This window comes from Micromonospora sp. DH14, assembly GCF_029809455.1.
In the GTDB taxonomy this organism is placed as follows: domain Bacteria; phylum Actinomycetota; class Actinomycetes; order Mycobacteriales; family Micromonosporaceae; genus Micromonospora; species Micromonospora parva.
Window position 1 is genome coordinate 56,567 of sequence record NZ_JARVKT010000012.1, and the last position, 23,082, is coordinate 79,648.

General features: G+C 71.6%; 22 protein-coding genes and 3 riboswitches. Of the genes, 6 read left to right on the plus strand and 16 right to left on the minus strand.

What is annotated here, in order from left to right; translation table 11 throughout:
• Position 1 precedes the first annotated feature (1 nt).
• The 9 genes from QCZ28_RS17540 to QCZ28_RS17580 all read right to left on the minus strand — a co-directional run bounded on the left by QCZ28_RS17540 (position 2) and on the right by QCZ28_RS17580 (position 8,377).
• The gene (locus tag QCZ28_RS17540) at positions 2-214 is read right to left on the minus strand and encodes a hypothetical protein (RefSeq protein ID WP_091285924.1); all 213 of its coding nucleotides are present in this window, start codon (positions 212-214) and stop codon (positions 2-4) included.
• A 156-nt stretch (positions 215-370) separates the two neighbouring features.
• A complete protein-coding gene (locus QCZ28_RS17545; RefSeq protein ID WP_279517638.1) occupies positions 371-1,090 on the minus strand; it encodes a YcnI family protein in 720 nt (239 codons plus the stop codon).
• 49 nt (positions 1,091-1,139) lie between these two features.
• Entirely contained in the window at positions 1,140-1,778 is a 639-nt protein-coding gene (locus tag QCZ28_RS17550) for an FAD-dependent monooxygenase (RefSeq protein WP_279517639.1), read from the minus strand.
• Positions 1,775-2,695 (minus strand): FAD-dependent monooxygenase, encoded by a 921-nt coding sequence (locus tag QCZ28_RS17555; protein ID WP_279517640.1) that lies wholly within the window; start codon positions 2,693-2,695, stop codon positions 1,775-1,777. Before QCZ28_RS17555 ends, QCZ28_RS17550 begins: the two co-directional genes overlap by 4 nt.
• A gap of 72 nt (positions 2,696-2,767) precedes the next feature.
• Positions 2,768-3,556: a zinc ABC transporter substrate-binding protein gene (locus tag QCZ28_RS17560; protein ID WP_279517641.1), complete on the minus strand. Its 789-nt coding sequence runs from the start codon at positions 3,554-3,556 to the stop codon at positions 2,768-2,770.
• Positions 3,480-4,364: a metal ABC transporter permease gene (locus QCZ28_RS17565; protein ID WP_279517642.1), complete on the minus strand. Its 885-nt coding sequence runs from the start codon at positions 4,362-4,364 to the stop codon at positions 3,480-3,482. Before QCZ28_RS17565 ends, QCZ28_RS17560 begins: the two co-directional genes overlap by 77 nt.
• A gap of 4 nt (positions 4,365-4,368) precedes the next feature.
• Positions 4,369-4,998: an ATP-binding cassette domain-containing protein gene (locus tag QCZ28_RS17570; RefSeq protein ID WP_279517643.1), complete on the minus strand. Its 630-nt coding sequence runs from the start codon at positions 4,996-4,998 to the stop codon at positions 4,369-4,371.
• A complete protein-coding gene (locus tag QCZ28_RS17575; protein WP_279517644.1) occupies positions 4,995-6,617 on the minus strand; it encodes a class I adenylate-forming enzyme family protein in 1,623 nt (540 codons plus the stop codon). The genes QCZ28_RS17570 and QCZ28_RS17575 overlap by 4 nt, the downstream gene beginning before the upstream one ends.
• Positions 6,614-8,377, minus strand: a complete 1,764-nt coding sequence (locus tag QCZ28_RS17580) for a CoA transferase (RefSeq protein ID WP_279517645.1) — start codon at positions 8,375-8,377, stop codon at positions 6,614-6,616. The genes QCZ28_RS17575 and QCZ28_RS17580 overlap by 4 nt, the downstream gene beginning before the upstream one ends.
• Positions 8,378-8,466: 89 nt before the next feature.
• Between QCZ28_RS17580 and QCZ28_RS17585 the strand changes: the two genes are divergently transcribed.
• Positions 8,467-9,618 (plus strand): acyl-CoA dehydrogenase family protein, encoded by a 1,152-nt coding sequence (locus QCZ28_RS17585; protein ID WP_279517646.1) that lies wholly within the window; start codon positions 8,467-8,469, stop codon positions 9,616-9,618.
• Positions 9,619-9,621: 3 nt separating this feature from the next.
• Here the strand turns inward: QCZ28_RS17585 and QCZ28_RS17590 are convergent, their stop codons facing one another.
• The 3 genes from QCZ28_RS17590 to QCZ28_RS17600 all read right to left on the minus strand — a co-directional run bounded on the left by QCZ28_RS17590 (position 9,622) and on the right by QCZ28_RS17600 (position 13,998).
• Positions 9,622-10,680, minus strand: coding sequence for a hypothetical protein (locus QCZ28_RS17590; RefSeq protein WP_279517647.1), 1,059 nt, complete (start codon positions 10,678-10,680; stop codon positions 9,622-9,624).
• On the minus strand, positions 10,677-11,849 hold the full coding sequence (locus QCZ28_RS17595; RefSeq protein WP_279517648.1) for an MFS transporter: 1,173 nt from the start codon (positions 11,847-11,849) through the stop codon (positions 10,677-10,679). Before QCZ28_RS17595 ends, QCZ28_RS17590 begins: the two co-directional genes overlap by 4 nt.
• A gap of 100 nt (positions 11,850-11,949) precedes the next feature.
• Positions 11,950-13,998: a copper resistance protein CopC gene (locus tag QCZ28_RS17600; RefSeq protein ID WP_279517649.1), complete on the minus strand. Its 2,049-nt coding sequence runs from the start codon at positions 13,996-13,998 to the stop codon at positions 11,950-11,952.
• 179 nt (positions 13,999-14,177) lie between these two features.
• A riboswitch (cobalamin riboswitch) is annotated at positions 14,178-14,375 on the plus strand.
• A 128-nt stretch (positions 14,376-14,503) separates the two neighbouring features.
• On the opposite strand from QCZ28_RS17600, the gene QCZ28_RS17605 reads away from it, so the two are divergent.
• The 3 genes from QCZ28_RS17605 to QCZ28_RS17615 all read left to right on the plus strand — a co-directional run bounded on the left by QCZ28_RS17605 (position 14,504) and on the right by QCZ28_RS17615 (position 16,622).
• Positions 14,504-15,016, plus strand: a complete 513-nt coding sequence (locus QCZ28_RS17605) for an acyl-CoA thioesterase (RefSeq protein WP_279517650.1) — start codon at positions 14,504-14,506, stop codon at positions 15,014-15,016.
• A gap of 3 nt (positions 15,017-15,019) precedes the next feature.
• Positions 15,020-15,646 (plus strand): LysE family translocator, encoded by a 627-nt coding sequence (locus QCZ28_RS17610; protein WP_279517651.1) that lies wholly within the window; start codon positions 15,020-15,022, stop codon positions 15,644-15,646.
• 76 nt (positions 15,647-15,722) lie between these two features.
• Complete coding sequence (locus QCZ28_RS17615; protein WP_279517652.1) at positions 15,723-16,622, plus strand: ABC transporter substrate-binding protein; 900 nt, start codon at positions 15,723-15,725, stop codon at positions 16,620-16,622.
• A gap of 83 nt (positions 16,623-16,705) precedes the next feature.
• On the opposite strand, the gene metE is transcribed toward QCZ28_RS17615, so the two are convergent.
• The 4 genes from metE to QCZ28_RS17635 all read right to left on the minus strand — a co-directional run bounded on the left by metE (position 16,706) and on the right by QCZ28_RS17635 (position 21,910).
• Positions 16,706-18,970 carry a 5-methyltetrahydropteroyltriglutamate--homocysteine S-methyltransferase gene (gene metE, locus QCZ28_RS17620; protein WP_279517653.1) on the minus strand — a complete coding sequence of 755 codons (2,265 nt, stop codon included), beginning with the start codon at positions 18,968-18,970 and terminating at the stop codon, positions 16,706-16,708.
• A 117-nt stretch (positions 18,971-19,087) separates the two neighbouring features.
• Positions 19,088-19,305: riboswitch (cobalamin riboswitch) on the minus strand.
• 111 nt (positions 19,306-19,416) lie between these two features.
• Positions 19,417-19,905 (minus strand): hypothetical protein, encoded by a 489-nt coding sequence (locus tag QCZ28_RS17625; protein WP_279517654.1) that lies wholly within the window; start codon positions 19,903-19,905, stop codon positions 19,417-19,419.
• Positions 19,899-20,948 (minus strand): terpene cyclase/mutase family protein, encoded by a 1,050-nt coding sequence (locus QCZ28_RS17630; protein ID WP_279517655.1) that lies wholly within the window; start codon positions 20,946-20,948, stop codon positions 19,899-19,901. The genes QCZ28_RS17625 and QCZ28_RS17630 overlap by 7 nt, the downstream gene beginning before the upstream one ends.
• An 87-nt stretch (positions 20,949-21,035) precedes the next feature.
• Positions 21,036-21,197, minus strand: a riboswitch (cobalamin riboswitch).
• Positions 21,198-21,400: 203 nt separating this feature from the next.
• A complete protein-coding gene (locus QCZ28_RS17635) occupies positions 21,401-21,910 on the minus strand; it encodes a hypothetical protein (protein ID WP_279517656.1) in 510 nt (169 codons plus the stop codon).
• A gap of 253 nt (positions 21,911-22,163) precedes the next feature.
• Between QCZ28_RS17635 and QCZ28_RS17640 the strand changes: the two genes are divergently transcribed.
• Both QCZ28_RS17640 and QCZ28_RS17645 read left to right on the plus strand, forming a co-directional pair.
• Entirely contained in the window at positions 22,164-22,778 is a 615-nt protein-coding gene (locus tag QCZ28_RS17640) for a superoxide dismutase (RefSeq protein ID WP_279517657.1), read from the plus strand.
• A 6-nt stretch (positions 22,779-22,784) separates the two neighbouring features.
• On the plus strand, positions 22,785-23,045 hold the full coding sequence (locus QCZ28_RS17645) for a superoxide dismutase (protein ID WP_279517658.1): 261 nt from the start codon (positions 22,785-22,787) through the stop codon (positions 23,043-23,045).
• Positions 23,046-23,082: the final 37 nt, after the last annotated feature.

Sequence of the window (23,082 nt, forward strand, 5' to 3'; positions counted from 1 at the left end):
CCTAGGCGGAGGCTACGTCGTCCAGAGCGCCCGAGCGGGCGAGACCGACGATGTCGCTGAGCTGGCCGCCGCTGAGCCGGATGGCGTTGCCGAAGTCATCGGTGATGACGACTCGCTGCTCGGCGGGCGCCTCCGGGTCGATGTACAACTCCGGGCATCCGCAGTTGCAGTTGCCGCACAGGGTGAGGACATGTACCAGGCCGTCGGCTGCCATGTGAGCCTCCACTCGTCGGACGTCGTGTCCACAGGCTAGGGCGCATCGATGCGCTCCTGCCGTGACCGCTCGGCAATTGCCGGCGGGCGGCTATCCCCGCTGAGGCGGGAACCCGGTGGCGCTGCCGACCGACTATCACTGAATGTGTGGGGCGGGCTACCGGCGTGGTTTGCCGAGGGTCCGGTTGAGAAGACCCAACAGCAGCGCTGCCGCACCGAGGACGACACCGGCCACGGCGACAGCCAGCGCGACCCCGGCCGGGCGGTCGGCGACGGCCGCCGGCGGGGCCGCGGTGATCGGCATTCCGTGTTCGTCGACGCCGCCGGCCGCCGCCTGGGTCAGGCGCAGGACGATGGCGGGGTTCTCCGGCTCGGGGCCGCCGGCCGGAGGTTCCTCGATCCACCGTGAGATGACGCCGTCGGCGTACGTCTGGAGGGCCTTGAAGACGATCCGGTCGCCGGTGGTGGGCAGCGGTCCCACGGAGACGCTGAACTCCTGGAACTGGTTGCCGTCGATGGCGTCTTCCGCGGTTGCCGCCGTCCAGGTCACCGAGGTGATCGCCTCGGTGACAGTGGCCGAGCCGACCTTGACCGGCGTGGCGAGCGGGCCGTCCTCGACTGTCGCGCGCCACCCGGCCAGCTTGTGGACCGCCGCCGAGGTGATCGGTGTGCTCTGGGGCATCACGATGCGCACGCTCGTCGTCGCCGCTTCGGCGCGCTCGTTCGGCACCCGGAACGTCAGGGTGGTGAACCCGCCCGGCGCGGCCTGCGCGGGACTGACCGAGACGTGCGCCTGCGCCGGGCCGACCGGCACGATCGCCATCGCCGCTCCGGCGAGCACCGCCAGGGCGATCCGACCCGGTAGGTGCCGTTGCATCGATCATCTCCTTCTGCCTGCGGGTGCCTTCGCCGGCTCTCTGCCGCGGCTATCGCGCGGGGTTCATCATGGCGGGGAGCCCGCCGGGCGGCGTGCTGGGGGTACGCCAGGCGATGTGGCCGTCCGGTCGGACCAGGAGGCCACCGCTGTCGAGCAGGCCGCACTGGTGCAGGAAGGCCGCCCGCGCCGATCGCGGCAGCACGCTGTCGAGGCGGTGGACGGTCAGCGGAAACCCGCCGGCCCGCGCCTGCTCGGCCGCGGTCGAGATCCAGGCAGCTGCCGGGCCGGCAAGCAGGGTGAGACCGTCACCCGTCACCAGGTCGAGGGTGGACCGGGTCTGTTCCCGATCGAGCCAGACGTGGGGGAGGCGGTGACCCGGCCGGGCGGTGGGGACGTAGTCGGCCACCGGATCGGCTGCGGGCGGGTCCGTGCCATCGGCGATCACGGCGGCGGAGGTGTAGTGGTAGCCGAGGACGAGTCCTTCGCTGGGCCGCCCGCGCGGCGGCGCTCCGCTGTGGTGCGCGTCGATGGTGTCGGTCAATCGCAGGTGGCTCTCGGCGGCGCTGGCGAGGGCGACCGGTCGGCGTTCGGGTTCGTAGGTGTCGAGCAGGGCCGGGGTGGCCCAGCCGTGGTGGACGGCGGCGAGTTTCCAGGCCAGGTTGTCGGCGTCGGCGATGCCGCAGTTCATGCCGAAACCCCCGTAGGGGTTGTGACATGCGCGGCGTCGCCGGCCAGGAAGACCGGGCCGTGCCGGAACCGGTCGGCGACCTGCGCCGCGGCGTGCCACACCTGACGGGCGACCACGGTGACCGTCAGGTCGGGCAAGCCTGCGGCGGCGCGGATCAGCCCGATGCAGGCGGTGTCGTCGAGACTGTCGAGGTCAACGTCGTCACCGTCGGCGATGAGGTTGAACAGCCACCGGCGCTGGTTGTCGACGGCGAGGAACGCGCCGTGCAGGCCGGGTTGAGCGATCGTGTAGACGGCGCTCGGCCGGTCGGCGATGTGCTGGCCGAGGTCGGCGTCGAAGAGGATGTTCAGGTTGCGGGAGACATCGGACGGGCCGTTCATCGCGATGCCGAATCGTCCACGAATACCGCTACGGGCGCCGTCTGCGGCGACGAGATACCGCGCGTGCAGCCGCTCGTGGTGACCGCCGACGGACAACTCCACTGTGACTCCATCGCGGTTCACGGTGAGGTCGACGAGTTCGGTGCCGAACCGGATCCGGTCGGGCTGAAGCCGTTGCGCGTGGGCGCGCAGCAGCGGTTCGAGGCGGTCCTGTGAGCAGAGCAGCGTGTAGGTGGGGCTGGGCACCGGCGGTCGAGCGCCGGGGCCGGTGACGATGCGTGTGCCGGACGGGTCGGTGAGGGTGCGGCCGCTGTAGAAGGCCAGGTGCTCGCGCGGCAGGCCGGCAGCGGTGATCTCCTTCTCCAGCTCCCAGGAGTGGAAGATCTCCATGCTGCGGATGCTCAGGGCCCTGCCCTTGGGAAAAGCGGCGGTGTCGGGGTGCTGCTCGACCAGCACGGCCGGGACACCGAGCTGTCCAAGGCGGATCGCCAGGCTCAGCCCGACCGGGCCGCCGCCGACGACGAGCACGGGGATCATCAGGTCTCCTACGGCAGGGGCCGGTGGGGGTGCGACCGCCGCACCCCCACCGGCCGGACCGACCGGCGTCGCTCAGGGTTTGAGCGCCGCGGTCAGTCGTTCAGTGTTGGTCTTGAAAACCCCGAGCAGGTCCAGGTCGGGGCCGGGGTAGTTGACGATGTCGACGCGGGTGGCGCCGGGGATGTCGGGGTTGGCGCCGGGCAGGTGGGAGTTGGCCAGCACCAGGACTGGTTTCTTCGCGGTCAGTTCGGCGAGCTGACTCGGGCTCACCGGCTGCGGCCCGTACGTGCCGGCCACGGTGATCCCGGCGAACTCACCCCAGTACGCCATGAACAGGTGCGACACCGCGGTCGGCGCCGGGTTGGGCAGGGCGGCCTTCGCCTGGGCGGAGAGCTTCGCGTACTCGGTGGTGAAGGTGGAGTTCCAGGCGGTCGCCGCGTCAGCGGTGCCGAACAGACCGGCGAGCCGGGACACCTCCGAGGTGATCTTGCCCGGGGTGTTCTCCAACTGCACGGTCACGAGCTTTCCGGAGCCACCGGCCGCGTCCTTGAGCCGGACGGCGAAGCCGTCGAACTCCGCGTACAGGATGTAGTCGGCGCCGGCGACGGCGGCGAGGTCGCTCGGCTTGGGGTCGTAGTCCGGTGGGTGCTGCACGTTGGCCGGCGCGACCACGGTGATGTCGGTGGCCCCGGCGGCCTTGGCCAGCGCGCCGACCCAGCTTGTAGACGCGACCACCTTAGGCCCCTTCGCTGCTGGCGTCGCGCTGCTGCCCGGTGCCGGGTCGTCAGTGCTGCCACACCCGCTGGCCAGCAGGGACAGGGTCGCCACCGCGGTCAGTGCGGCGGCCCGGATCAATCGCATCGCGTGCTCCTTCAGGAATCAGGTAGGTGAGCAGGGTCAACGTCCCCGCCACCAGGACGAGGACGGGACCGGGTGGTTGGTCGATCAGCAGGGCCACGGCGAACCCGGCGGTGTTGCCGACCACGCCGAGTGCCACCGCCCAGAGCACCATCGACCGCAGCGACCGGCCGAGATTGCGAGCGCCCAGCGCCGGGAGGATGGTCAGCGCGTCGACGAGCAGCGCTCCGGTCAGCCGGATCGACGCGCCGATCGACACGGCGACGACGACGAGCAGGGCGAGCAGCAGCGGGCCGGCGGCGACACCGGAGCACAAGGCCACCTCGCGGTCGAACAGCAACAGGGCGAGTTGCCGGCGCCACCGCCAGAACAGCACGTGCACCACGACGGTCAGCGCGCCCAGGACGATCAGGTCGATCTCGCGGGTGGCGAGGATCGACCCCCAGAGCAGTTCGAACGCTCCGGTGGCGTTGACCCCGGACACCGACAGCACGAGCAGCGCGGCGGCGATGGCGAAGGTCATCAGCAGGCCCATGGCCCCGGGCAGACCGGTCGGCCGCCGGGCGAGGGGGGCGACGCCGGCGCCGGCGAGGGCGCAGGCGGCCAGCCCGCAGAGCATGGGGTCGAGGCCGGTGAGCAGGCCGACGGCGATGCCGAGCAACGCCACGTGCATCATCGCGAACCGCACGGCGATGATGTCCAGGCCGATGATGAACACCCCGACGATCGGGAGGCCGACGGCGGCGATCAGCAGACCGATGGCGGAGCGCTGCACGGCCGGCAGGGAGAGCAGGTCGAGAAAGCCGTCCACGGGATCAGATCACCCGCAGCTTCCCGGCGGCCATCTCGGCCACCCGATCACAGGCCCCGGTCATCGCCCGGTCGTGGGATACCACGATCACCGTCACCGGAAGCTTCGCCAGCAGGGTGGCGACCTGCTCCTGGCCTTCGAAGTCCAGCGCGGCGGTGGGTTCGTCGGCGAACAGCGCCCGCGCCCCGGCGGTGACCGCGCCGAGCGCACGGGCCAGGAACACCCGCTGCAACTGCCCGCCGGAGAGGGTGTGCAGCGGGCGGTGGCCGAGCCCGCCGACGTCGAGCTGACCGGCGGCCTCACGGGCCGCATCTGGGTGCCCGCCGCTATCGAGTAACTCGTCGACGAGCAGTGGGAAGCGGCCCGGCGCGAGGCGCTGCGGCACCCAGGCCACGTCCCGACGGCGCCGCGCCCAATCCGCGCCGCTGCGGGCCGGCTCGCCGCCCACGGTGACCGTGCCCCCGGTGGTGGGGTGCAGCCCGAGCGCGGCCCGCAGCAGGGTGGTCTTGCCGGAACCGTTCGCCCCGGTGAGGGCCACATGTTCGCCGGCGGCCACGTCGAGGTCGACCGCGTCGACCGCGGTACGCCGCCCGTAGCGGCAGGTAACCGATGCGAAGGTGATGGCGGCGGTCACTCGGCCTGCCCAGCAAGGCGTTCACGGAGCCACCGCTTGTCGACCTTGCCGGCGGCCGACAGGGGCAGCGTGTCGAGCACGGCGAGCCGCTCGGGCAGCTTGGCGTGTTCCAACCCGTGCACGTCGGTGAGATAGCCGGCCAGATCGGTGAGCGTCGGGGCGACCGCACCGTCGCGGACGGCGATGCAGGCCGCCATCCGCTCGCCCATCAACCGGTCCGCGACGCCGACGCAGGCGACCTGCCGCACGGCTGGATGCTGAGCGATGAGCAACTCCACCTCGACCGGGGAGAGGTTCCGTCCGCCCCGGATGATGATCTCGTTGCGCCGGCCGACCACGTGCAGGAAGCCGTCGGCGTCGACGCGGCCGAGGTCGCCGGTGCGGACCCACCCACCCTCGACCCGGTAGCGGTCATCGAACTCGGGATCGACGTAACAGAGCGGGCTCATCGGCCCGAGGCCCCAAATCTCGCCGACCTCGCCGGGCGGGACGTCGGCGTCGTCGTCCCCGACGATCCGTACGGTTGCCACCGCCGGGTTGGGCCGGCCCACCGCGTCGTGCACCGCCGTCGGGGGGTCGAGGGGGTCGGTGGTGCAGTTGACCCCGTCGGCGGAGCCGTAGCAGTTGACGAACGCCGCATCGAAGCGGTTTCGGCAGGACTGCACGGTGGCCGGGTCGACCCGCGACCCGCCGGCCACCACCGCCCGAAGCGACGACGTGTTCGTCGTCGGCAGTCGGGGGTGGTCGAGCATCATCGTGAACATCGTCGGCACCCCGAACACCAGCGACGGTTGGTGCGTGTCGATCAGCTCCAGGGCGCGGCCGGCGTCGAAGCGGGACTGCACGAGCAGGGTGCCGCCGTGCCGGGCGATCGTCACCGCGCTACCGGAGGAGCCGAACGACGAGGCGAGGGGCACCAGGAACAGGTTGCGCATCGGCTCGTCACCGTGGTGCAGGGCGGCGATGAACGCACCTCGCCCACCCGCGAGGGCATCGTGCGAGTAGACGATCATCTTCGGGGCGGCCTCCGAGCCGGAGGAGACCAGGATCCGCGCGGGCGCCGACGACGCCGCGGCAACCGGTGCGGCCAGCGGCGGTGCGTCGGCCAGCCAGCCCTCCAGGCTGCCGGGCCCGTCGAGCCCGGCCACCAGCACGGTACGCAGGTCAGGCAGCTCCGGTCGCAGCGTCGCCAGGGCTTCGGCGTAGTGGTGGTCGCCGACCTTGTGCGCGACGACCGCGACCGCCGCCCGGGAGCGGCGCAGCAGGGTGAGGGTGTCGCGGCGGCCCCGCCCGACGGGGTACGGCAGGACGACCGCGCCGATCGCGGCGGCGGCCAGGTCCACCGCGACGGGCCGCCACCCGTTGGGCAGCTGTACCGCGATCACCTCACCGGGCTCGACCCCGTTGCGTTGCAGGGCACCAGCCAGCCGCAGCACCGCGGCCTGTAGCTGCGCGTACGTGGTCTCGCCGTCGTCGTCGATCACCGCGATTCGGTCCGGGTGGGCCGCGGCGTGTTCGGCGAACAGGTCGTAGAGGGTGCGGCCGGGGTAGTGGCCGGCTCGGGTCCACCAGTCGCGCAGCGGGGCGGGCACCAGGTCATGGACGGGTAGGACGGTCATGACGTGAACCTCCACGGTGGGCGGACGAAGGCGCAGCCGTCGATCTCGATCAGGCCGGTGGCAATCGGGTCGCCGGCCAGCTCACCCGGCTCGGGGCACACCCGCACGGCACGCACACCGACCGCCTGCAGCCGGGACACCGCCTCCCGTGCGGTAAGGGTGGCCGTGTCGCCGAGCACCGTCGCTGCGGCGGTGACATCGCTGCCGGCGGCGAGCATGATGTGCCCGTCCGCGACGGGCGTCGGCATATCCCACTGCCCCCACACGGGCCGGGCCGTGGGTAGCGGTCCTTGCAGGACGCCGGCCGCTGACAGCAGCGAGGTGTCCACGCGCTGCCCGCGCCGGTCCCGCTGCCGAGCGACCAGGGCGGCCAGGACTCCTTCGGCACAGACCAGGCCGCCGAGGACGTCCAGCAGGGTCATCAACGACCCGGCCGGCGGGTCGCCGGCCGGGCGCAGTTGTTCGCCGAGCCCGGTGTACGCCTGGGCGACGAAATCGGTGCCCGGCGGCGCGTCCGCACCGCGCGCGCCACCCCAGCCCGAGGCGTACGCGTACACCAGGCCTGGGTTGCTCGCGGTGAAGTCGGTGGAGTCGAGGCCGAACTCGGCGGCTTTGCCGGGCGCCCAGTTGTGCAGGAACACGTCGGACTGGTCGGCAAGGTCCCGTACGGTCGACCGGCCGGAGGCGGAGCGCAGATCCACCTCGACGATTCGTTTGCCCCGGTTGAGTGCCAGGAACCGCGCTGAGCAGTCACCGACCATCGGCGGCATACCGCGCAACGGGTCGCCACCGGCGGGCTCGACCCGGGTCACCTCCGCGCCGAGCAGTCGCAGCACATGCCCGGCGAGCGGCCCCTGGATGCGTCGGCCCGCCTCCACCACCCGCAGCCCGTGCAGCGGGAGCCGGCCCGCCGGCAGGTCCGACAGTGCGCCTGCGGGGGCGCCGGCACTGATCCTCCAGGGTGCGGCGAACCGCCCGTCGGGGTCGGCGTCTGCGCGGCGTGCGGTGAGCCCTCGAACCTCCTGCACGGCTACCCCCGCCTCCTGCGCGCTGGCGCACAGCTCCCGGAACGGCCGGCGGCGGGTGATCTGGTGCAGTGCGGGCGGGATCGGTGCGGCGGCGGTGGCGTAGCGCAGCACGAAGGCCCGCCAGCCCCGGGCCACATCGCCGGGTGTGGCACCGAGGGCGGTCCACCAGTGGCGCCACGGTTCCGGGTCCAGGGTCTCCACCTCGAACGCGACTCCGTCGAGGGACGTGAACGGTGGTGGCACGCCCGGACCGCTCACCGCGCCGGTGTCGTCGGTGTCGCGGGTACTCCCGGCGGCGAGGTACTGCGACACCGTCAGCAGTGCCGCGCCGGCCACGCTCACCCGCACCGACCCGGGTCGCTGCCCCCGCAGCCCTGCCAGAATGGCAGCCAGTGCGCCTTGCGCGGCAACCACACCGGCCACTGTGGACACATAGGTCACGCCGAGGCGGGCTGGTCCGCCGGTCGCCCGGCCGTGTGCGGCCATCAACCCCAGGGCGGCCTGGGCGGTCACCTCGTCCAGTAGCCGACCGGTCGGATCCGTCCAGTCGGTCTGGACATCGACACCGTCCACCCGTAGCGGGCCACCGGGACGGTGGCGCGCGCCGAGCAGGGACAGGTGCTCCACAGCGACCGCGTCCGCCGCTGTCGACGCGTCTCCATCGACGAATGTCCCCGTGAGAGGCACCGTGTCCAGCTGCCCGTCCACCACCAGATCGCTACGCACCGGCATCGCCGACATGCGCTACGTTGATCGCCCGCATACCTCAATAGTCGTGCCACGCATCGAGGTAGTTCCCCGCGATCTTCGGGAGTTTGCCGATGACCGAACCGCTTCCCCGCACCGATCTCGCGGGCCGTGTCCGCACCTTCGTCGCCGACAGGGTCATCCCCGCGGAGACGCTTCTGCTCGCGGGCGGGGAGGCGGGCACGCGGACCATGCGGGCATTGCAGCACGAGGCACGAGAGGCCGGCCTCTGGGCGCTGCCGCTGCCGACGCACCTCGGTGGACACGGTTTGGACCTGAGCGCCTACGCACCGCTGGCCGAAATCGAGGGACGCTCCGATTGTGGGCCGACGGCGCTCGGCTCGGATCTGCTGCTCGATGCCCTCATGCTCGACCGGCACGCCACCGCGACGGTCCGGGAGCGCCACCTCGCGCCGATGACCCGCGGTGGGAGTGGGCCGAGCTTCGCCATGACCGAACCGGGTATCGCCGGCTCCGACCCCTCCGGGCTGGGCACCACCGCCACCCTCGATGGCGACAGCTGGCGGATCACCGGTCGCAAGTGGTTCACCTCCCGTGCCGCGACCGCCGCGTTCACCACAGTCGTCTGCCGCACCGCCGCGAACGTCGACAACCGCAACGCGTTCTCCCTGCTCGTCGTCCCCACCGACGCGGCGGGCTACCGCGTCGTACGGGAACTGCCCGTTCTCGGCGCGGGCGGCCAGTACGAGATCGTCCTCGATGACGTGCGTGTCCCCGCTGATCATCTCCTCGGTGAGCCCGGCCAGGGGCTGCGCATCGTCGGTGAACGACTCGCGCTCGGCCGGACCCTGCGCTGCCTGCGCTGGCTCGGTCAGGCCCAACGCGCCCACGACCTCATGCTGACCCGGCTGACCACCCGCCACGCCCACGGCGGCCCTCTTGCCGAACAGCAACTCCTGCACAGCCTCGTCTTCGACAGCCACGCCGATATCGCCGCCGCCCGTGCCCTCACCTACGCCGCCGTCGACGCCCTCACCAACGGCGGCGACGCCCGCATCGCGGTCGGCACCGCCAAGGTCGTCACCGCCCGCGCCCTGCACGCGGTCGTCGACCGGGCCATCCAGGTCCACGGCGCCGAAGGGCTCACCGACGACACCCCACTGCCGATGCTGGCCCGCACCGCCCGCGCGGCCCGGATCCTCGACGGCCCCGACGAACTGCACATCACCACGGTGGCCCGTCGCCTGCTCAGGGTTTCACGCTGAGCGCTACCAGGGATGCTCCCGCACCCGTCCGGTCAGCACGGCGAGGATGGCAGTCAGGAAGTAGCTGCCCCACACCAGCTCGTGCCGGGTGCCGACCCCGCCGGTCAGGTCGTAGCAGCCGTCGCGCAGCACTCCGTCGTCGTCGAGGTGGTGGTCGGTCACGGCGTCCGCGATGGCGCGAGCCGCCGCACCCCAGCCACCGTCCCCGGTCACCTCGGACAGGGTGAGTAGACCGGCTGCGGTGATCACCACTGCTGAGGTGTCCACCGGTGTTCCGGGTCGACCGAGCACCGTGGCTGGAACATCGTGCCCGACCTGGTCCAGCCACCATTGGGCCGCCCGGCAGCCGGCCTCGGTGAAGTCGCCTCCCCACTGCCGCGCACAGGCGGCCAACCCCAGCACGCCCCACGCCTGCCCGCGCGCCCAGACAGCCGAGGACGGCGCCTCGTCGACCGGTGCGCCGTCGGCGTGCAGGAGCACCTCCGGCCGGATCCGGCCGTCAACGCCCACCAACACCTGCACGTGCCGCTCGGCATGGGCCCGGGCCAGCCTGTCCAGGTCGTGCCGACCCGCATGGGCGGCCATCGTGAGCAGGGACACCGTCCCCGCCAGGGCATCCACACCCGCCTTCGGCGCCGGGCCAGCGCCGAAGGCGTCACCGACCGGGATCAGTCCCAGGTTGCCGTCGAATGCGCCCGCCAACGCGTCCGCACCGTCGAGCGCGATCCGGCGGGCGAGAGCGTCCGCGCAGATGCGGTGCCCCTGGGCCGCGCCGTACCAGAACGTCATCCCCCGGGTCACCGTGGCATCGGCGGTGCGAGGGGCGAGTCGATGCGTCCACTCCCGTGCGGTGGCCTGGTCGGCGGGCAGTCCGGTGACCGCGGTCCGCAGCCACCACCAGCCGGCCCAGAACCCGCCCGTCCAGGACCCTCGGCGCGTCGACACCCATGCCCCGGAGACCGGATCCGCGTACAGCGGGAACCGGTCACCCACCTGCCCGGCGACCATCGGAACCCGCCGCAGCAGCGCCTCCAACGCCGTCTCGTAGCGGTGGTCGTTCACGCGGCGACCGGCTCACGGGCGCTGGCCGAGCGAACCCGCACCGCCAGCGCCGCCGTACCGGCGAACACCGCGCCGACGACCAGCCACGCCACACCCCACCCGCCGACGTCCGCGCACCAGCCGACCGCCGCCGGCCCGACCACGAAGCCGCTGAAGAAGCCCAACGACACCAGCCCCGACGCCTGCCCCAGCGCCTTGCCCCGGCGCAGCACCATCAACATCGACACCGCGTTCGCCGCCGTCGCTGATCCGCCGACCACCACCGCGCCGACCCACACCAGACCCGACCAGAGGTGATCGGCGGCGAACACCAGCACCACCCCCACGACGGCCGCCGCCGCCAGCCAGGCCAACGCCACCACCACATCCGGCGTACGGTCCGCCCACCGGCCCCACCACACCCGCGCGAGCAGGCCCGTCACCCCGAACGTGGCGAGGAGTAACCCGGCCGCACCGGTGCCCAGGTCCAGCCGCTGTGTCGCGTACAGCGGGAGGTAGGTGTTGACCGCCGCCAGCCCGGTGCCCAGCAGCAGCGAGAACGCCACCAGCCAGGCGAGCCAACCCGACGGCCTTGACAGCCGCCACCACCGCCCGATCGCCGCCTGCCGCCCGGACGCCGGAGCCCACCACCACACCGCGACCACCACCGCCAGCGGCACCACAGTCGACACCCGCAGCGCCACCCGCCACCCGGCCATCGCCGCCACCGCCGGCAGGACGAGACCGCAGGCGAACGCCGCCGCCTGCACCCCGGCCTGCTTCACCCCGATCGCCGTACCCCGGCGCTCCGCCGGAACCGCCTGAGCCACCAGCACGTTCGTGGCCGGATTGGCCAGGGCCTGACCCACGCCCGCCACCGCCACCGCCGCCAGCAGCCACCCGTAGCTGGGTGCCACCGATGCGCCGAGCAGAGCCACCACCACCGCCCCACACAACGCGACCAGCCCTCGTCTGGCTCCCCACAGGTCGATCAGGTGACCGGCCAGGAGCGACACTCCCGCCGCGACGGCAAATGACACCGTCACCAGCCCACCCACCGCTGCCCGGGACAGGCCCAGATCGGCCACCAGGAACGGCGCCAACGCCGACGTGGCGTACAGGACCGTCATAGACGTGGCCATCGCCGCCGTCGCCACTCCCGTCGGGGCCCACCAGCGACCAGTCGTCATCAACGCACCCCGTCCCGATCGCGCCATGCCCGTCGAGAGTGAGTCGGCCGACGGCGGGAACCAGTTCCCGGCTTTAGGGGTCAGATTCGCAAACGTCCGTTCAGGGCACGTTGATCGTGTACTCGGCGGTGTGCACCTTGCCGGCAGTCTGGAAGTCGAAGAAGGCCCGGTACCGGCCCGAACTCGGTGCGGTCAGCCAGAACTTGACAGTCCCGTCAACCAACTCCGGCTCGGGGTGGACGTGTACGTACCCGAGGTCGCCCTCGCGTACGACGACCAGGTGCCCGTACGCGCCCAGGTACCGCTCCAGCTGCGCCGGTACGGTCGTGTCGGCGCTGACCTGGAACTGCATCGGCGCCGTCACCCCCACCGTCGGGGTGCCGTTCATCGCCACCGTGTACGGACCGGCCGTCGCCTCGGCCTGCGCGGGCGGCAACGCAACGGGGGTGTGTGCGCCAGGTACGGTGTGGTCGACGCCCAGCACGAGCGGGATCTGCGCGCCGCTCGGCGCGGTGACGGAGAAGTCCGCGTAGAGGCGGTAGCCGCCGGGCCGGGCCAGCGTCAGGGGAACGCTCCAAGTGCCGTCGGGCGCCATCGTCGGGTGCAGGTGCTGGTAGCCGGATAGGTCGCGACCCACCACGATCATGTGCAACGGCTTGTCGTGAACGACCGCGAAGCGGGTCGCCGCCTGCCGGTCGGTCCCCACGATCCGGAACCGGTAGTCGGCGCGTACGCCGGGCGGTTGGGACCGCTCCAGTGGTTGCAGGGTGTACCCGTTGGCGCTGACCGTCGTCCCGGTGGCCAGTGTCTCGCCGGTTGAGCCGTCACCCGGATGGGTGTGGGGTCCGATCCCCGGCGCGTGTTGGTGCCCATCACCGGCGGACACTGCCTGCCCCGAGGCCGGCGACCCGCCCGCTGGCTGGCGTGCGCTGGTAGCCGCTGGGCTCTGGCCGGCGGTGCCCATGCGGGCCAGCCCAAATCCGGCCAGCAGGGCCAGCACCAGCCCACCGACGAGCAGCGCCAGGTGGCTGTTGCTCAGCCGCGATCCCGGTGCCATGGCGGCGACGTCCACATCAGACGGTGATGCGGGGGTGACGAGCCCGGACGGCGACTCACCGTCGGTTCTGGCGAGGGGATCTGCCTCGCGATCGGTCGGAACCGGATCGACCGCGACACCCGTTCGGGCCACGACAGCCGTGTTGCCCTTGCGCGCCGCAGGTACGGTGCTGGGTCGCCGCTTGCGGTCGGTGGCGGGCCCATTGGCGCCTGTGGTGCCGGCGGCCTTGCCGACGACGGCCTTGTGTCCGGAGCGGGCGCCGGTCTTGCCGACGACGGTCTTGTGTCCGGAACGACCACCGGGGCTGCCTCGGCCGGCGGACGCGGGCGAGGTGCGGCTCCGGCCGGTGGGCCTTGCCCTGGGCGCGGAGCGGCGACGCCAAGCGATCAATCCGGCAGCCGCTGCCGCGACCGCCGCCGCCATGCCGGCCCAGGCCATCGCTCCGGGGCCGTCGTCGTCACTCGACTCGACCGGAGCAGCCGCCGCCGGTGCGGTCACCGACTCGGCCGCTGTGGTCGGCACCGCAGACGCTTGCCCAGGCGCTTTGTGCTGGTCGATGGCGGCCAGCAGCGCCGGGTCCGGCTGGTTCGTCGGCGGGTTCCACCCCTGCGGCGCCGCCGTCGCCCGACCGTCGTAGCGGAACGTCATGGTGCCTCGCACGGTGTCGCCGTCCGAGGCGACCGACAGGTAGCTCACCGAGTACTGACCCTTGGCGGGCAGATGCGCGACGGCTATCACCGCCGGGAATCCTGTCGTGTATTCGCGGGGCTCGAACTGCCCGTTGACCAGGAAGTACTCCCGCACCGGTTTGTCCAGCGGCTTCGGCTCCCCGTACGTCCAGCCGTTGTCGACCCGGCTGCCACCCGGGGCGGTGATGGTGAAGTACGCGTTGGCGGCGACCTTCTCGGTGAAGAACAGCTGCACCGACGTCAACGGCCCACTCACCGTGGCGCCGGCCACCGGTGTGGACATGGCGAGAGTCCCGTGAGCTGCGGCCGGCGGAGCGGACGCGAGCAGTGTGACCGCCGTGGCGAGAGCGAGCGCGAGCAGGCCCGAGACCAGCCGTCGAGGAGCCTGAGGGAGACGACGCATCTGAATATCCTCACCGTGGCGAGGCTTTTCGCAAGGGGTCGCGATCTTTTTCCTCAAATAGCAAAAGTTGGATACGGTCCGGTTCCAGCTCTGTGTCGCACTTGTGAAAGGCTGTGCCGCCGCCCTGCCGGGCTGGCCGGGCGGCTCCGCTGACCGGTTATGCTCGCGGGCGGCGCTGGTTCGCCCGGTCATCAGCTGGCCGGGCGTCGTAAGAGGGAACCCGGTGAAAATCCGGGGCTGCCCCGCAGCGGTGAGCGGGAACGACCGCCGTCATGAGCACTGGGCCAGTGGCCTGGGAAGCGACGGCCAGTAGGAGACCGGCCAAGAGCCGGTCGGGCCCGCGAGTCCGAAGACCTGCCGGCGCTGCGTACACGACCGTGTGCGCTGCCGTCGGCCTCGCGGGTGGGCTGAGCGGGTGACGCGCCGGGTGCTGTGCGCCGGTGTGTCCTCGTCAGCGTGTGCCCGTGTTCCGGCGGTGTGGTTTCCCGAGGGACGGACTACCGCTGTGCACGACATCATCACGATCGCCGGTCGACCACCGTCGGCGTCGCACCTGACCCTGTCGCAGATCATGGACCAGCATCACACCAACCTGATGGGTACGGTCCACGGCGGCCGGATCCTCAACCTCATCGACTCGGTCGCCGGGGTGGTCGCCGCCCGGCACTCCGACGGGCCGGCGGTGACCGCCGCGATCGACGAGACCGCGTTCCTGCGCGCGGTGCGGGTCGGCGACGTCGTGCACGTCGACGCCCGGATCACCTGGGCCGGTCGCAGCTCGATGGAGGTGGCGGTCAAGGTGACCGCCGACCGATGGGACCGGGCGGTGCCGCCCACCGACGTGGCCACCGCCCACCTGGTCATGGTCGCCATCGACGACGACGGCCAGCCCCGTGCGGTGCCGCCGCTGCTACCCGAGACCGACGGGGACCGGCGGCGGTACCGCGAGGCGGAGATCCGCCGCGAGCACCGGTTGGCGCTGCGCCGGGCGCTGCTCGACGGCGCCGAGGAGGGCTGAGACATGTTCGGTCTCACCGTCGCGGCGCTGGCCGGCTACCTGGCCGCGATCGTCGTCCTCATGGTCACGCCCGGCCCGGACATGATGTTCGTGCTGGCCAATGCCGCCCGTTACGGCACCCGCGCGGGGGTGGTGGCCGCGCTGGGCGTGGCCACCGGGGAGGCGGTGCACATCGCGGCGGTCGTCTGCGGACTCGCCACGCTGATCTCCGCCTCGCCGGTGCTGTTCGCCGTGATCCGTTGGGTCGGTGCGGCGTACCTGATCATCCTCGGGGTGCGGGCCCTACGCGGCGCCGGCGTCGCGCCCAACGGCGAACCGGAGCAGGGCGCTAACTCCGGGCGGGCCTTCCTGCGTGGGTTGGTGACCAATCTCCTCAATCCTAAGATGATCCTGTTCAGCGTGGCGTTCCTGCCCCAGTTCGTCGACCCGGACCAGGGCAACGCCACCGCTCAACTGGTGCTTCTCGGTGCGGTCTTCGTCACGGTGCAACTCGCCGTTGACATCGCCCTGGGCGCTGGTGCCGGGCGTCTCGGCAGTCGCATGGTCGACGGTCGCTGGTCGCGGCGCATCAACCGGATGTGCGCGGCCGCGTTCGTCGCGCTCGGGGTACGCCTTGCGCTCGGGTCGTAGCGACGGTCGGTGACCGCCGCCGTGGTCCCGCTGTCGCAGTGGACGTGGCGTGGTCATGCCTGATAGGCAGGCGGGTGTGCGCATCGTTTCCCTGCTGCCGGCGGCCACGGACATCGTGGCCATGCTTGGCCTGACCGAGCATCTGGTCGGGCGTACGCACGAGTGTGACTGGCCACCGGGGGCCTTGGCCGACATCCGGGCGGTGACCGCGACCTCCCTGCCCGAGGCCTTGACGAGTCGGGAGATCTCGGCGGCGATCGCTGGTGACGCGCACCGAGGATCGTCGTTGTACCAGCTCGACGTCGCCATGCTGGAGGGGTTGAAGCCGGATCTGATCCTGACCCAGGATCTGTGTGATGTGTCTGCGGTCTCCTATGCGCGGGTCAACGACGCGGTCCGGCTGATCGATTTCGATACCAGGGTGGTGTCCCTGGAGGCGAGGACGATCAGCGGGATCCTGGACACGGTCGACGCCGTGGCCGCCCTGACCGACACCGGGGGCAGGGCGGCGCAGATCCGGGCGGACGCCGAGCGTCGACTCGCCGCGTTGCCTGGCCCGTCGTCCGACGCGCCGACGGTGCTGTTCGTCGAGTGGCTCGACCCTCTGATGCCGGGCGGGCACTGGGTGCCCGAGCAGATTGCCTTCGCGGGCGGCCGGTCGTTGCTGCTCGGTCCGGGGGCGCACAGCACCCCGCACCTGTGGTCGGTGGTCGCCGACCTGGCCCCGGACGTGGTGGTGTTCGGGCCGTGTGGCTTTACGCCCGAACGGACCATCGGCGAGCTGTCCGTGGCGGCCGGGCAACCCGGTTGGGCCGACCTGCCCGCGGTTCGTCAGGGGCAGGTGTGGGTGGTCGACGGACCCGACTACTTCAACCGCCCTGGTCCCAGGGTCGTCGACGGCGCGGAGATCCTCGCCGCCATCCTTGCAGGCCGCCCGGATTCCCGCGCTCGGCGGGTTTCCGTCGACGCAGGTTGACGCTGCTGTGCACTCGACGCGGGAATCGGATGCGCGTTGTCGCACACCGCGGTGGGGCGGCGTGCCGCCGCCCCACCGTGCGCTCAGGTGAGCGTGCTGCGGATTTCGGCGGCGGCGGCGACGAGGCGGGTCAGGGCCTGTTCGACCTCCGGGTAGCCGCGGGTCTTGAGGCCGCAGTCGGGGTTGACCCAGAGTCGGTCGGCGGGCACCGCCGCGACGGCGCGGCGTAGCGCGTCGGTGACCTCTGCCTGTTCCGGTACGCGGGGGGAGTGGATGTCGTACACGCCGGGGCCAACTCCGCGCTGGTAGCCGGTGGTGCGCAGGTCGTCGAGGATCTCCATCTTCGACCGCGACGCCTCGATGCTGGTGACGTCGGCGTCGAGGGCGTCGATCGCGGGCAGTACCTCGCCGAACTCGGAGTAGCACAGGTGGGTGTGGATCTGGGTGGCGTCGGCGACCCCACTGGTGGCGAGCCGGAACGCCCGGACAGCCCAGTCCAGGTAGAGACGCTGCTCGGCTCGGCGCAGTGGCAGTGTCTCCCGCAGCGCGGGTTCGTCGACCTGGATGACGCGGATGCCGGCGCCTTCCAGGTCGCGGGCCTCGTCGCGCAGGGCGAGAGCGACCTGGTTGGCGGTGTCGGCGAGGGGTTGGTCGGTGCGGACGAACGACCAGGCCAGGATCGTCACCGGTCCGGTGAGCATGCCCTTCACCGGCCGGTTCGTCAGCGACTGCGCGTAGGTGGACCAGTCGACAGTCATCGGGCCGGTCCGGGTGACGTCGCCGTAGATGATCGGGGGGCGTACGCACCGGGAGCCGTACGACTGCACCCAGCCGTTGACCGTGGCGGCGAACCCGTCGAGCTGCTCGCCGAAGTACTGCACCATGTCGTTGCGTTCCGGTTCGCCGTGCACCAGCACGTCCAGCCCGAGTCGTTCCTGCACGGCGATGACGTGGGCGACTTCGGCGCGTATCCGCTCGGCGTAGCCGGTGTCGTCGAGCCGACCGGCCCGGTGCTCCGCGCGAGCCTGCCGCAGCTCCGGGGTTTGCGGGAAGGACCCGATGGTGGTGGTGGGCAGCGGTGGGAGACCCAGTCGGGCCTGCTGGGTGGCGGCCCGTTGGGCGTACGGGCCCCGTCGTACGTGTTCGGGTCGCAGCGCGTCCAGGCGGGCTCGGACTCCGTCGTTGCGCCAGGCCGCCGGTGCCGCCGGTGGGGGAGGGGGTAGCACGCCGACGCCGTCGCGCAGGGCGCGTCCGAGAGCGACGACCTCGTCGACTTTCTGTCGGGCGAAGGCGAGCCGCACACGCAGTTCCTGGTCCAGGTCGGGTTCGGCGGCCAGGTCCACAGGTACGTGCAGCAGGGAGCACGAGGTTGACACCGCGACGTGGTCGGCCAGGCCGGTCAGCGCGGCGCCGGTCGCGGCGGCGGAGCGCAGGTCGGTGCGCCAGATGTTGCGTCCGTCGATCAGGCCCGCGACGATCGTCTTCCCGCGTAGTGGGCCGGCGGCGGCGAGGCGGTTCAGGTTGCCCGGCCCGGCGACCAGATCGATGCCGACCGCCTCGACCGGCGTGCTTAACAGCGCCGGCAACGCGTCGCCGAGGTCACCGAAGTACGACGCAACAAACAACCGCGGCCGGTGCTTCAGGACACCGAGCCGGCGGTACACGACGCGCAGCGCAGCGATCTCCTGCGGAGTGCGGTCGGCGGCGTACGCGGGTTCGTCGAGCTGAACCCATTCGACGCCGGCACCGGCCAGGGCGCCGAGGATGTCCTCGTAGACAGCGACGAGGTCATCGAGCCGGTCGAAGGGCCGGAAGCCCTCGGGCGCGTCCTCGGTGGCCTTGGACAGCAGGAGGTAGGTCGCCGGACCGACCAGCACCGGCCTGGTGGTGACGCCGAGCGCCTTCGCCTCGCCGTGATCCCGCACCGCCTTGTCCGCCCGAGCGGTGAACGGTGTGCCGGGGCCGACCTCCGGCACCAGGTAGTGGTAGTTGGTGTCGAACCACTTCGTCAGCTCCAGCGCCGGCTCCCGCTCCGTGCCACGAGCCATGGCAAAGTAGGTGTCCAGGTCGCCGAGGCCGAGGCGGCGGAACCGGTCGGGGACCGCGTCGACCAGGACGGTGGTGTCGAGTACCTGGTCGTAGAAGGAGAACGTGTTCGACGGGATCGCGTCCAGGCCGGCGTCGCGCAGCGTGCGCCACACGTCGGCGCGGAGGCCGGCGGCAGTCTCTTGGAGGGCGTTCGCGTCGATCCGGCCCGCCCAGTAGGACTCGACGGCGTGCTTGAGTTCGCGGTGCGGACCGATGCGGGGATAGCCGAGCACGGTGCTCAGCCCGAACGATGTGGTCACGAGACGGGTGTCCTTCCCTCGAGGTCTACCCCCGACCACACGGGAAGAAACGGCAGGGCACCGGCCGACGACCGGGCCTCGCCCAGGCCCTCCCGAGAGGCCGACGGCGGCGCACGCGGACGCGTACGCGGTGCGGGCAGGTCTTCGGACTCGCGGGCGCGACCGGCGTGCACCGATCTCCTACTGGCCGTCGCTTCCCAGACGCTCACGCGTCCAGTGCGTATGACGGCGGTCGTTCCCACTCACCGCTGCGGGGCAGTCCCGGTCTTGCACCGGGTTCCCTCTTACGACGCCACACCATGACAGCGGGGCGAACCAGCACTGCCGCCCATCGTACGGCCTGCTAGCTGATCCTCAGGGCCGCAGTCATCGGCAGGTTTCCCTGTCGTCCGCCCGCCACCGGGCCGGCCGGGAATCCGGGTGCCCGGACTCCCGGCCGAGGCCCGCTACGGCGGGGAGATGGACGGGGCCTGCCCGGAGCCGAAGCGCCATCCTTCGACAGTGCCCTGCGCGGGGTTGTAACTGCTGGCCCCGAGTGTGCTGTAGGACCAGGTGCCGCCGGGTACGGCGTGCCAGTACGACCAGTACGCGCTGGCGGGCGGCGTGTTGACACACGGTTCGGCGGCGGGGAGGGGGTAGCCATTGATGCGACAGACGAATGCCAGCCCCCACCGTTGCGTACCGGTGACGGCGAAGCCGGCCCCCTGCAATGCGGCGAGGCCGGTCGGCGGGTCCCCGAGTCGGCAGCCGGTCTGCACCCCGAGACCGAACGCGGTGAGGTCGACCACCACCGTGACGCCCGCCCCCGGCGCACACGCTGCCGCGTGCGCGGCACGCGGAACCGGATCGACCGCGACCAGGCCGGCGCCGGCGACGACGGCCGCGAAGAGTAGCGCGAACCGCCGGCAAGCCGTCACCCGCAGGGCGGTCACCACGGCGCACACGCCAGGACGGGCGCGGTCAGCTGGGCACCGCTGGCCGATAGAGTCGCGTACCCGGTGGCCGCCATGCCGGGTACGGCCTGCGCGGTGGCCCGAGCGGCGGTGTTCGCGTCGAACCCACCCGAGGTGTACGCGATGGCACCATGATTGGCGGATGCCCCCGTGCAGTTGACCTGCAGGCTGATCAGGTGCTGGCGAGCGCGCAGCCACGGCAGTGATCGTCCGGCGGCGGACAGCGCCTGGGCGGCGAGTCCGGTGCTGTTCGCGTTGGGCACGCCGTTCGCGGAGAACGAGCCGTCGCTGTTCTGCACGGAGACGAGCCACTGCGCTGCCGAGGCCGCGACGAGTGGCCGGTCCGCCGCGAGCAGAGCCTGCACGGCCATCGCTGTCGCGTCGACGTCGCTGACGCAGGTCGCCTTCCCGAAGAGCAGCGGGAAACCGCCGTCGGCGCACCGGCTCGCGGCCAGGAACGTGACCGCCGCCGGTGGTGCGCCCCCGGCGCGGTCCAGCGCCAGCACCGCGAAGGACTGAGTGAACGCGTTGCTGTAGTCGCCGAACGCGGAACGGTCGGAGTATCGACCCGATGGTGTCAGCAGGCCGTTGAGGCGGGTGAGTAGGTCGACTCCGCCGAACGCCGTCGGGTTGAGGCCGCGGACCTGGGCGCCGAGGGCGAGTTTCGCCGTCGCGCCCGCGTACGCCTCGGTGCCGTCGCCGATGTAGCCGGTGAGTACGGCGGGTTGGGCGAGCCATGACACGGCGTTGGCCGCAGTCGTGTCGGCTACCTTCGCCGCGGCGAAGGCGAACACCGCGTCGAGGGTGAGCCCCTGGTCGGGGTAGGCGACGCCGTCGAAGGTGACTTCGAAGCGTTCACCGTCTACTGCCTGGCGGGCGAGCCACCCGGCGGCGGCGTCGACCCTGTTGAGGGTCGGCGGTGATGCTGACGCAGCTGACGGTGGGCCCGTCAGAGTCAGCGTGAGGGCGGCGAGCGCTGCGGTCACGAGGACGCGTGCGCGGTGCCGGAGGGGGCGGTTGACCATGAAACGGCGCCTTTCCGGGCTCCGATGGTCCGAGTCGACCCGACTCCGGCCGGGTGGCTCCGACCCGTGGGCCACGACGGGTGGGGGATGGTCCTGACGTGCGCGGACGGGTACTCGGGCTCGCGGCGTACCTACTGCTCGCCGCCTACCGTTGCGGGCCAGCGCCGGATTTCGACCGGACTTCCCCCGTCAGCACACAGGTATGAAGGTGTGGCGCACAGTGTCGCCACCTGCGAAGGCCTCCGTCAATGTCCGTGATCCGACGCCGCCCAAAACCCGCTGCTCACGAGACCGTGACGCTGCGGGATGGCGACAGACAGGAACCGGCCATGGCATCACGGCCTACACGAGCGAGCCCCTTCACCGGTGCCGGCTGACGTCACTTGTCGAGTCGAGGATGCGCGCATGCCCGGCGTCGACGCGCCGCTGGCCGGTACCGGTTGCGGCGTCACTCAGACGGCTTTCAGCGGGTCGGTGCTGCCGGCCGGCGCCGCGCTCACCACCAGTCGCGCTGCACGCCTGGTGTTCCATTCAACGAGGCCGATCATGAGCGCGACCAAGCCGCCAGGGATGACGACAACTCCAGCGCCGAGCCACGACCCGATCACCATGGCCGTCACGCAGGCCGCCGGCTGCGCCCAACCCGGCAGCTTGTTCCACCATGCGCGGCGCAGCACGGCGCGTGACCACTGTTCCATCACCCTGGCCACCGCAGGGTCTGGGTGGAGTTCTCTGTGGCCGGCCCTGCGGATAGCCTCCCGTCGCTCTCCGCTCGGAAGCTGACGGAACGCCTTCACCGCAGCCCGCCTCTCGTTCCGGGTCACGTCAAAGAGCATGTTTCGCACAACGCCATGATGCCGGAACTCGTACCCCTCGAGACGCCCCCGATCGAAGCCTCCCGCCACCTCGCCCGCGACCAGGACCCGGTTGACCACCTCGCCGACGAACTTTCCGCCGGACACCGTCCTGGTCTACCGCGCTAACCCCCCGAGCGTCGGGCTGAGCACATCCGATTCAGCGCAACCAGAGACCAGGTTGGACTGCTTTCTCCGCCGTGCCAGCGCGTGCCGCAACCCTGGCCTGCCGCCCGGCCCAGGGTGGGCGCCACTCGATCCGATGTTCCTGCGATCAATCACGCGCCCTAACGACACTCGCGCCCTTGTTGCAAGATAATGGCAACAGCCACACTAAGGCAGCAATGAGAGGACGTACCCCATGGCCGTGTACAACCTGCCCGACCTGCCCTACGACTACGGCGCACTCGAGCCCGCCATGTCCGGCGAGATCCTGGAGCTGCACCACGACAAGCACCACGCCGCGTACGTCAAGGGCGCCAACGACGGGCTCGACCGGCTCGCCGAGGCCCGCGACAAGGGTGACTACGCGACGCTGGTCGGGTTGGAGAAGACGTTCGCGTTCAACCTGTCCGGGCACGTCCTGCACTCGATCTTCTGGAACAACCTGTCCCCGGACGGCGGTGACCGCCCCGACGGTGAGCTGGCGGCGGCGATCGACGAGCACTTCGGCTCCTTTGACGGCTTCGCCGGTCAGTTGTCGGCGGCGACGAAGGGCGTGCAGGGCTCCGGGTGGGGTGTTCTGGCCTGGGAGCCGCTGAGCCAACGGTTGATCGTGGAGCAGGTCTACGACCACCACGGCAACGTCGGGCAGGGCTCGACCCCGGTTCTGGTCTTCGACGCCTGGGAGCACGCCTACTACCTGCAGTACCGCAACGTGCGCCCGGACTACGTGGACCGGCTGTGGAACCTGGTCAACTGGACCGACATCACCGCCCGTTTCGACGCCGCCCGCGCAGCCACCCCGAAGATCTGACCCGGCGTGAGCGGGTACACCCCCGAGGCGGCCGAGATCGTGCAACGCGCCGCCGGGGTCATCGCGGCCAAACACCGCGGTGACCTCGCCGGCGCCGAAGCGCTGATGTCGGCGTTCAGCTCCGAGCAGGCCCGTACCCTCGGCTTCTACCTGCTGGCCGATCTCGCGCTGGGCCTGGTCAAGGCGCAGAGCGGCCAGTCCATGGACGACCTGGTCCGGGAACTGTCCCTGTTGCTGGCCGACACCGCCCAGTCGCCACCAGCTTGACCGTCCGCGGGGCCCCACAGATCTGCGGGGCCCCGCG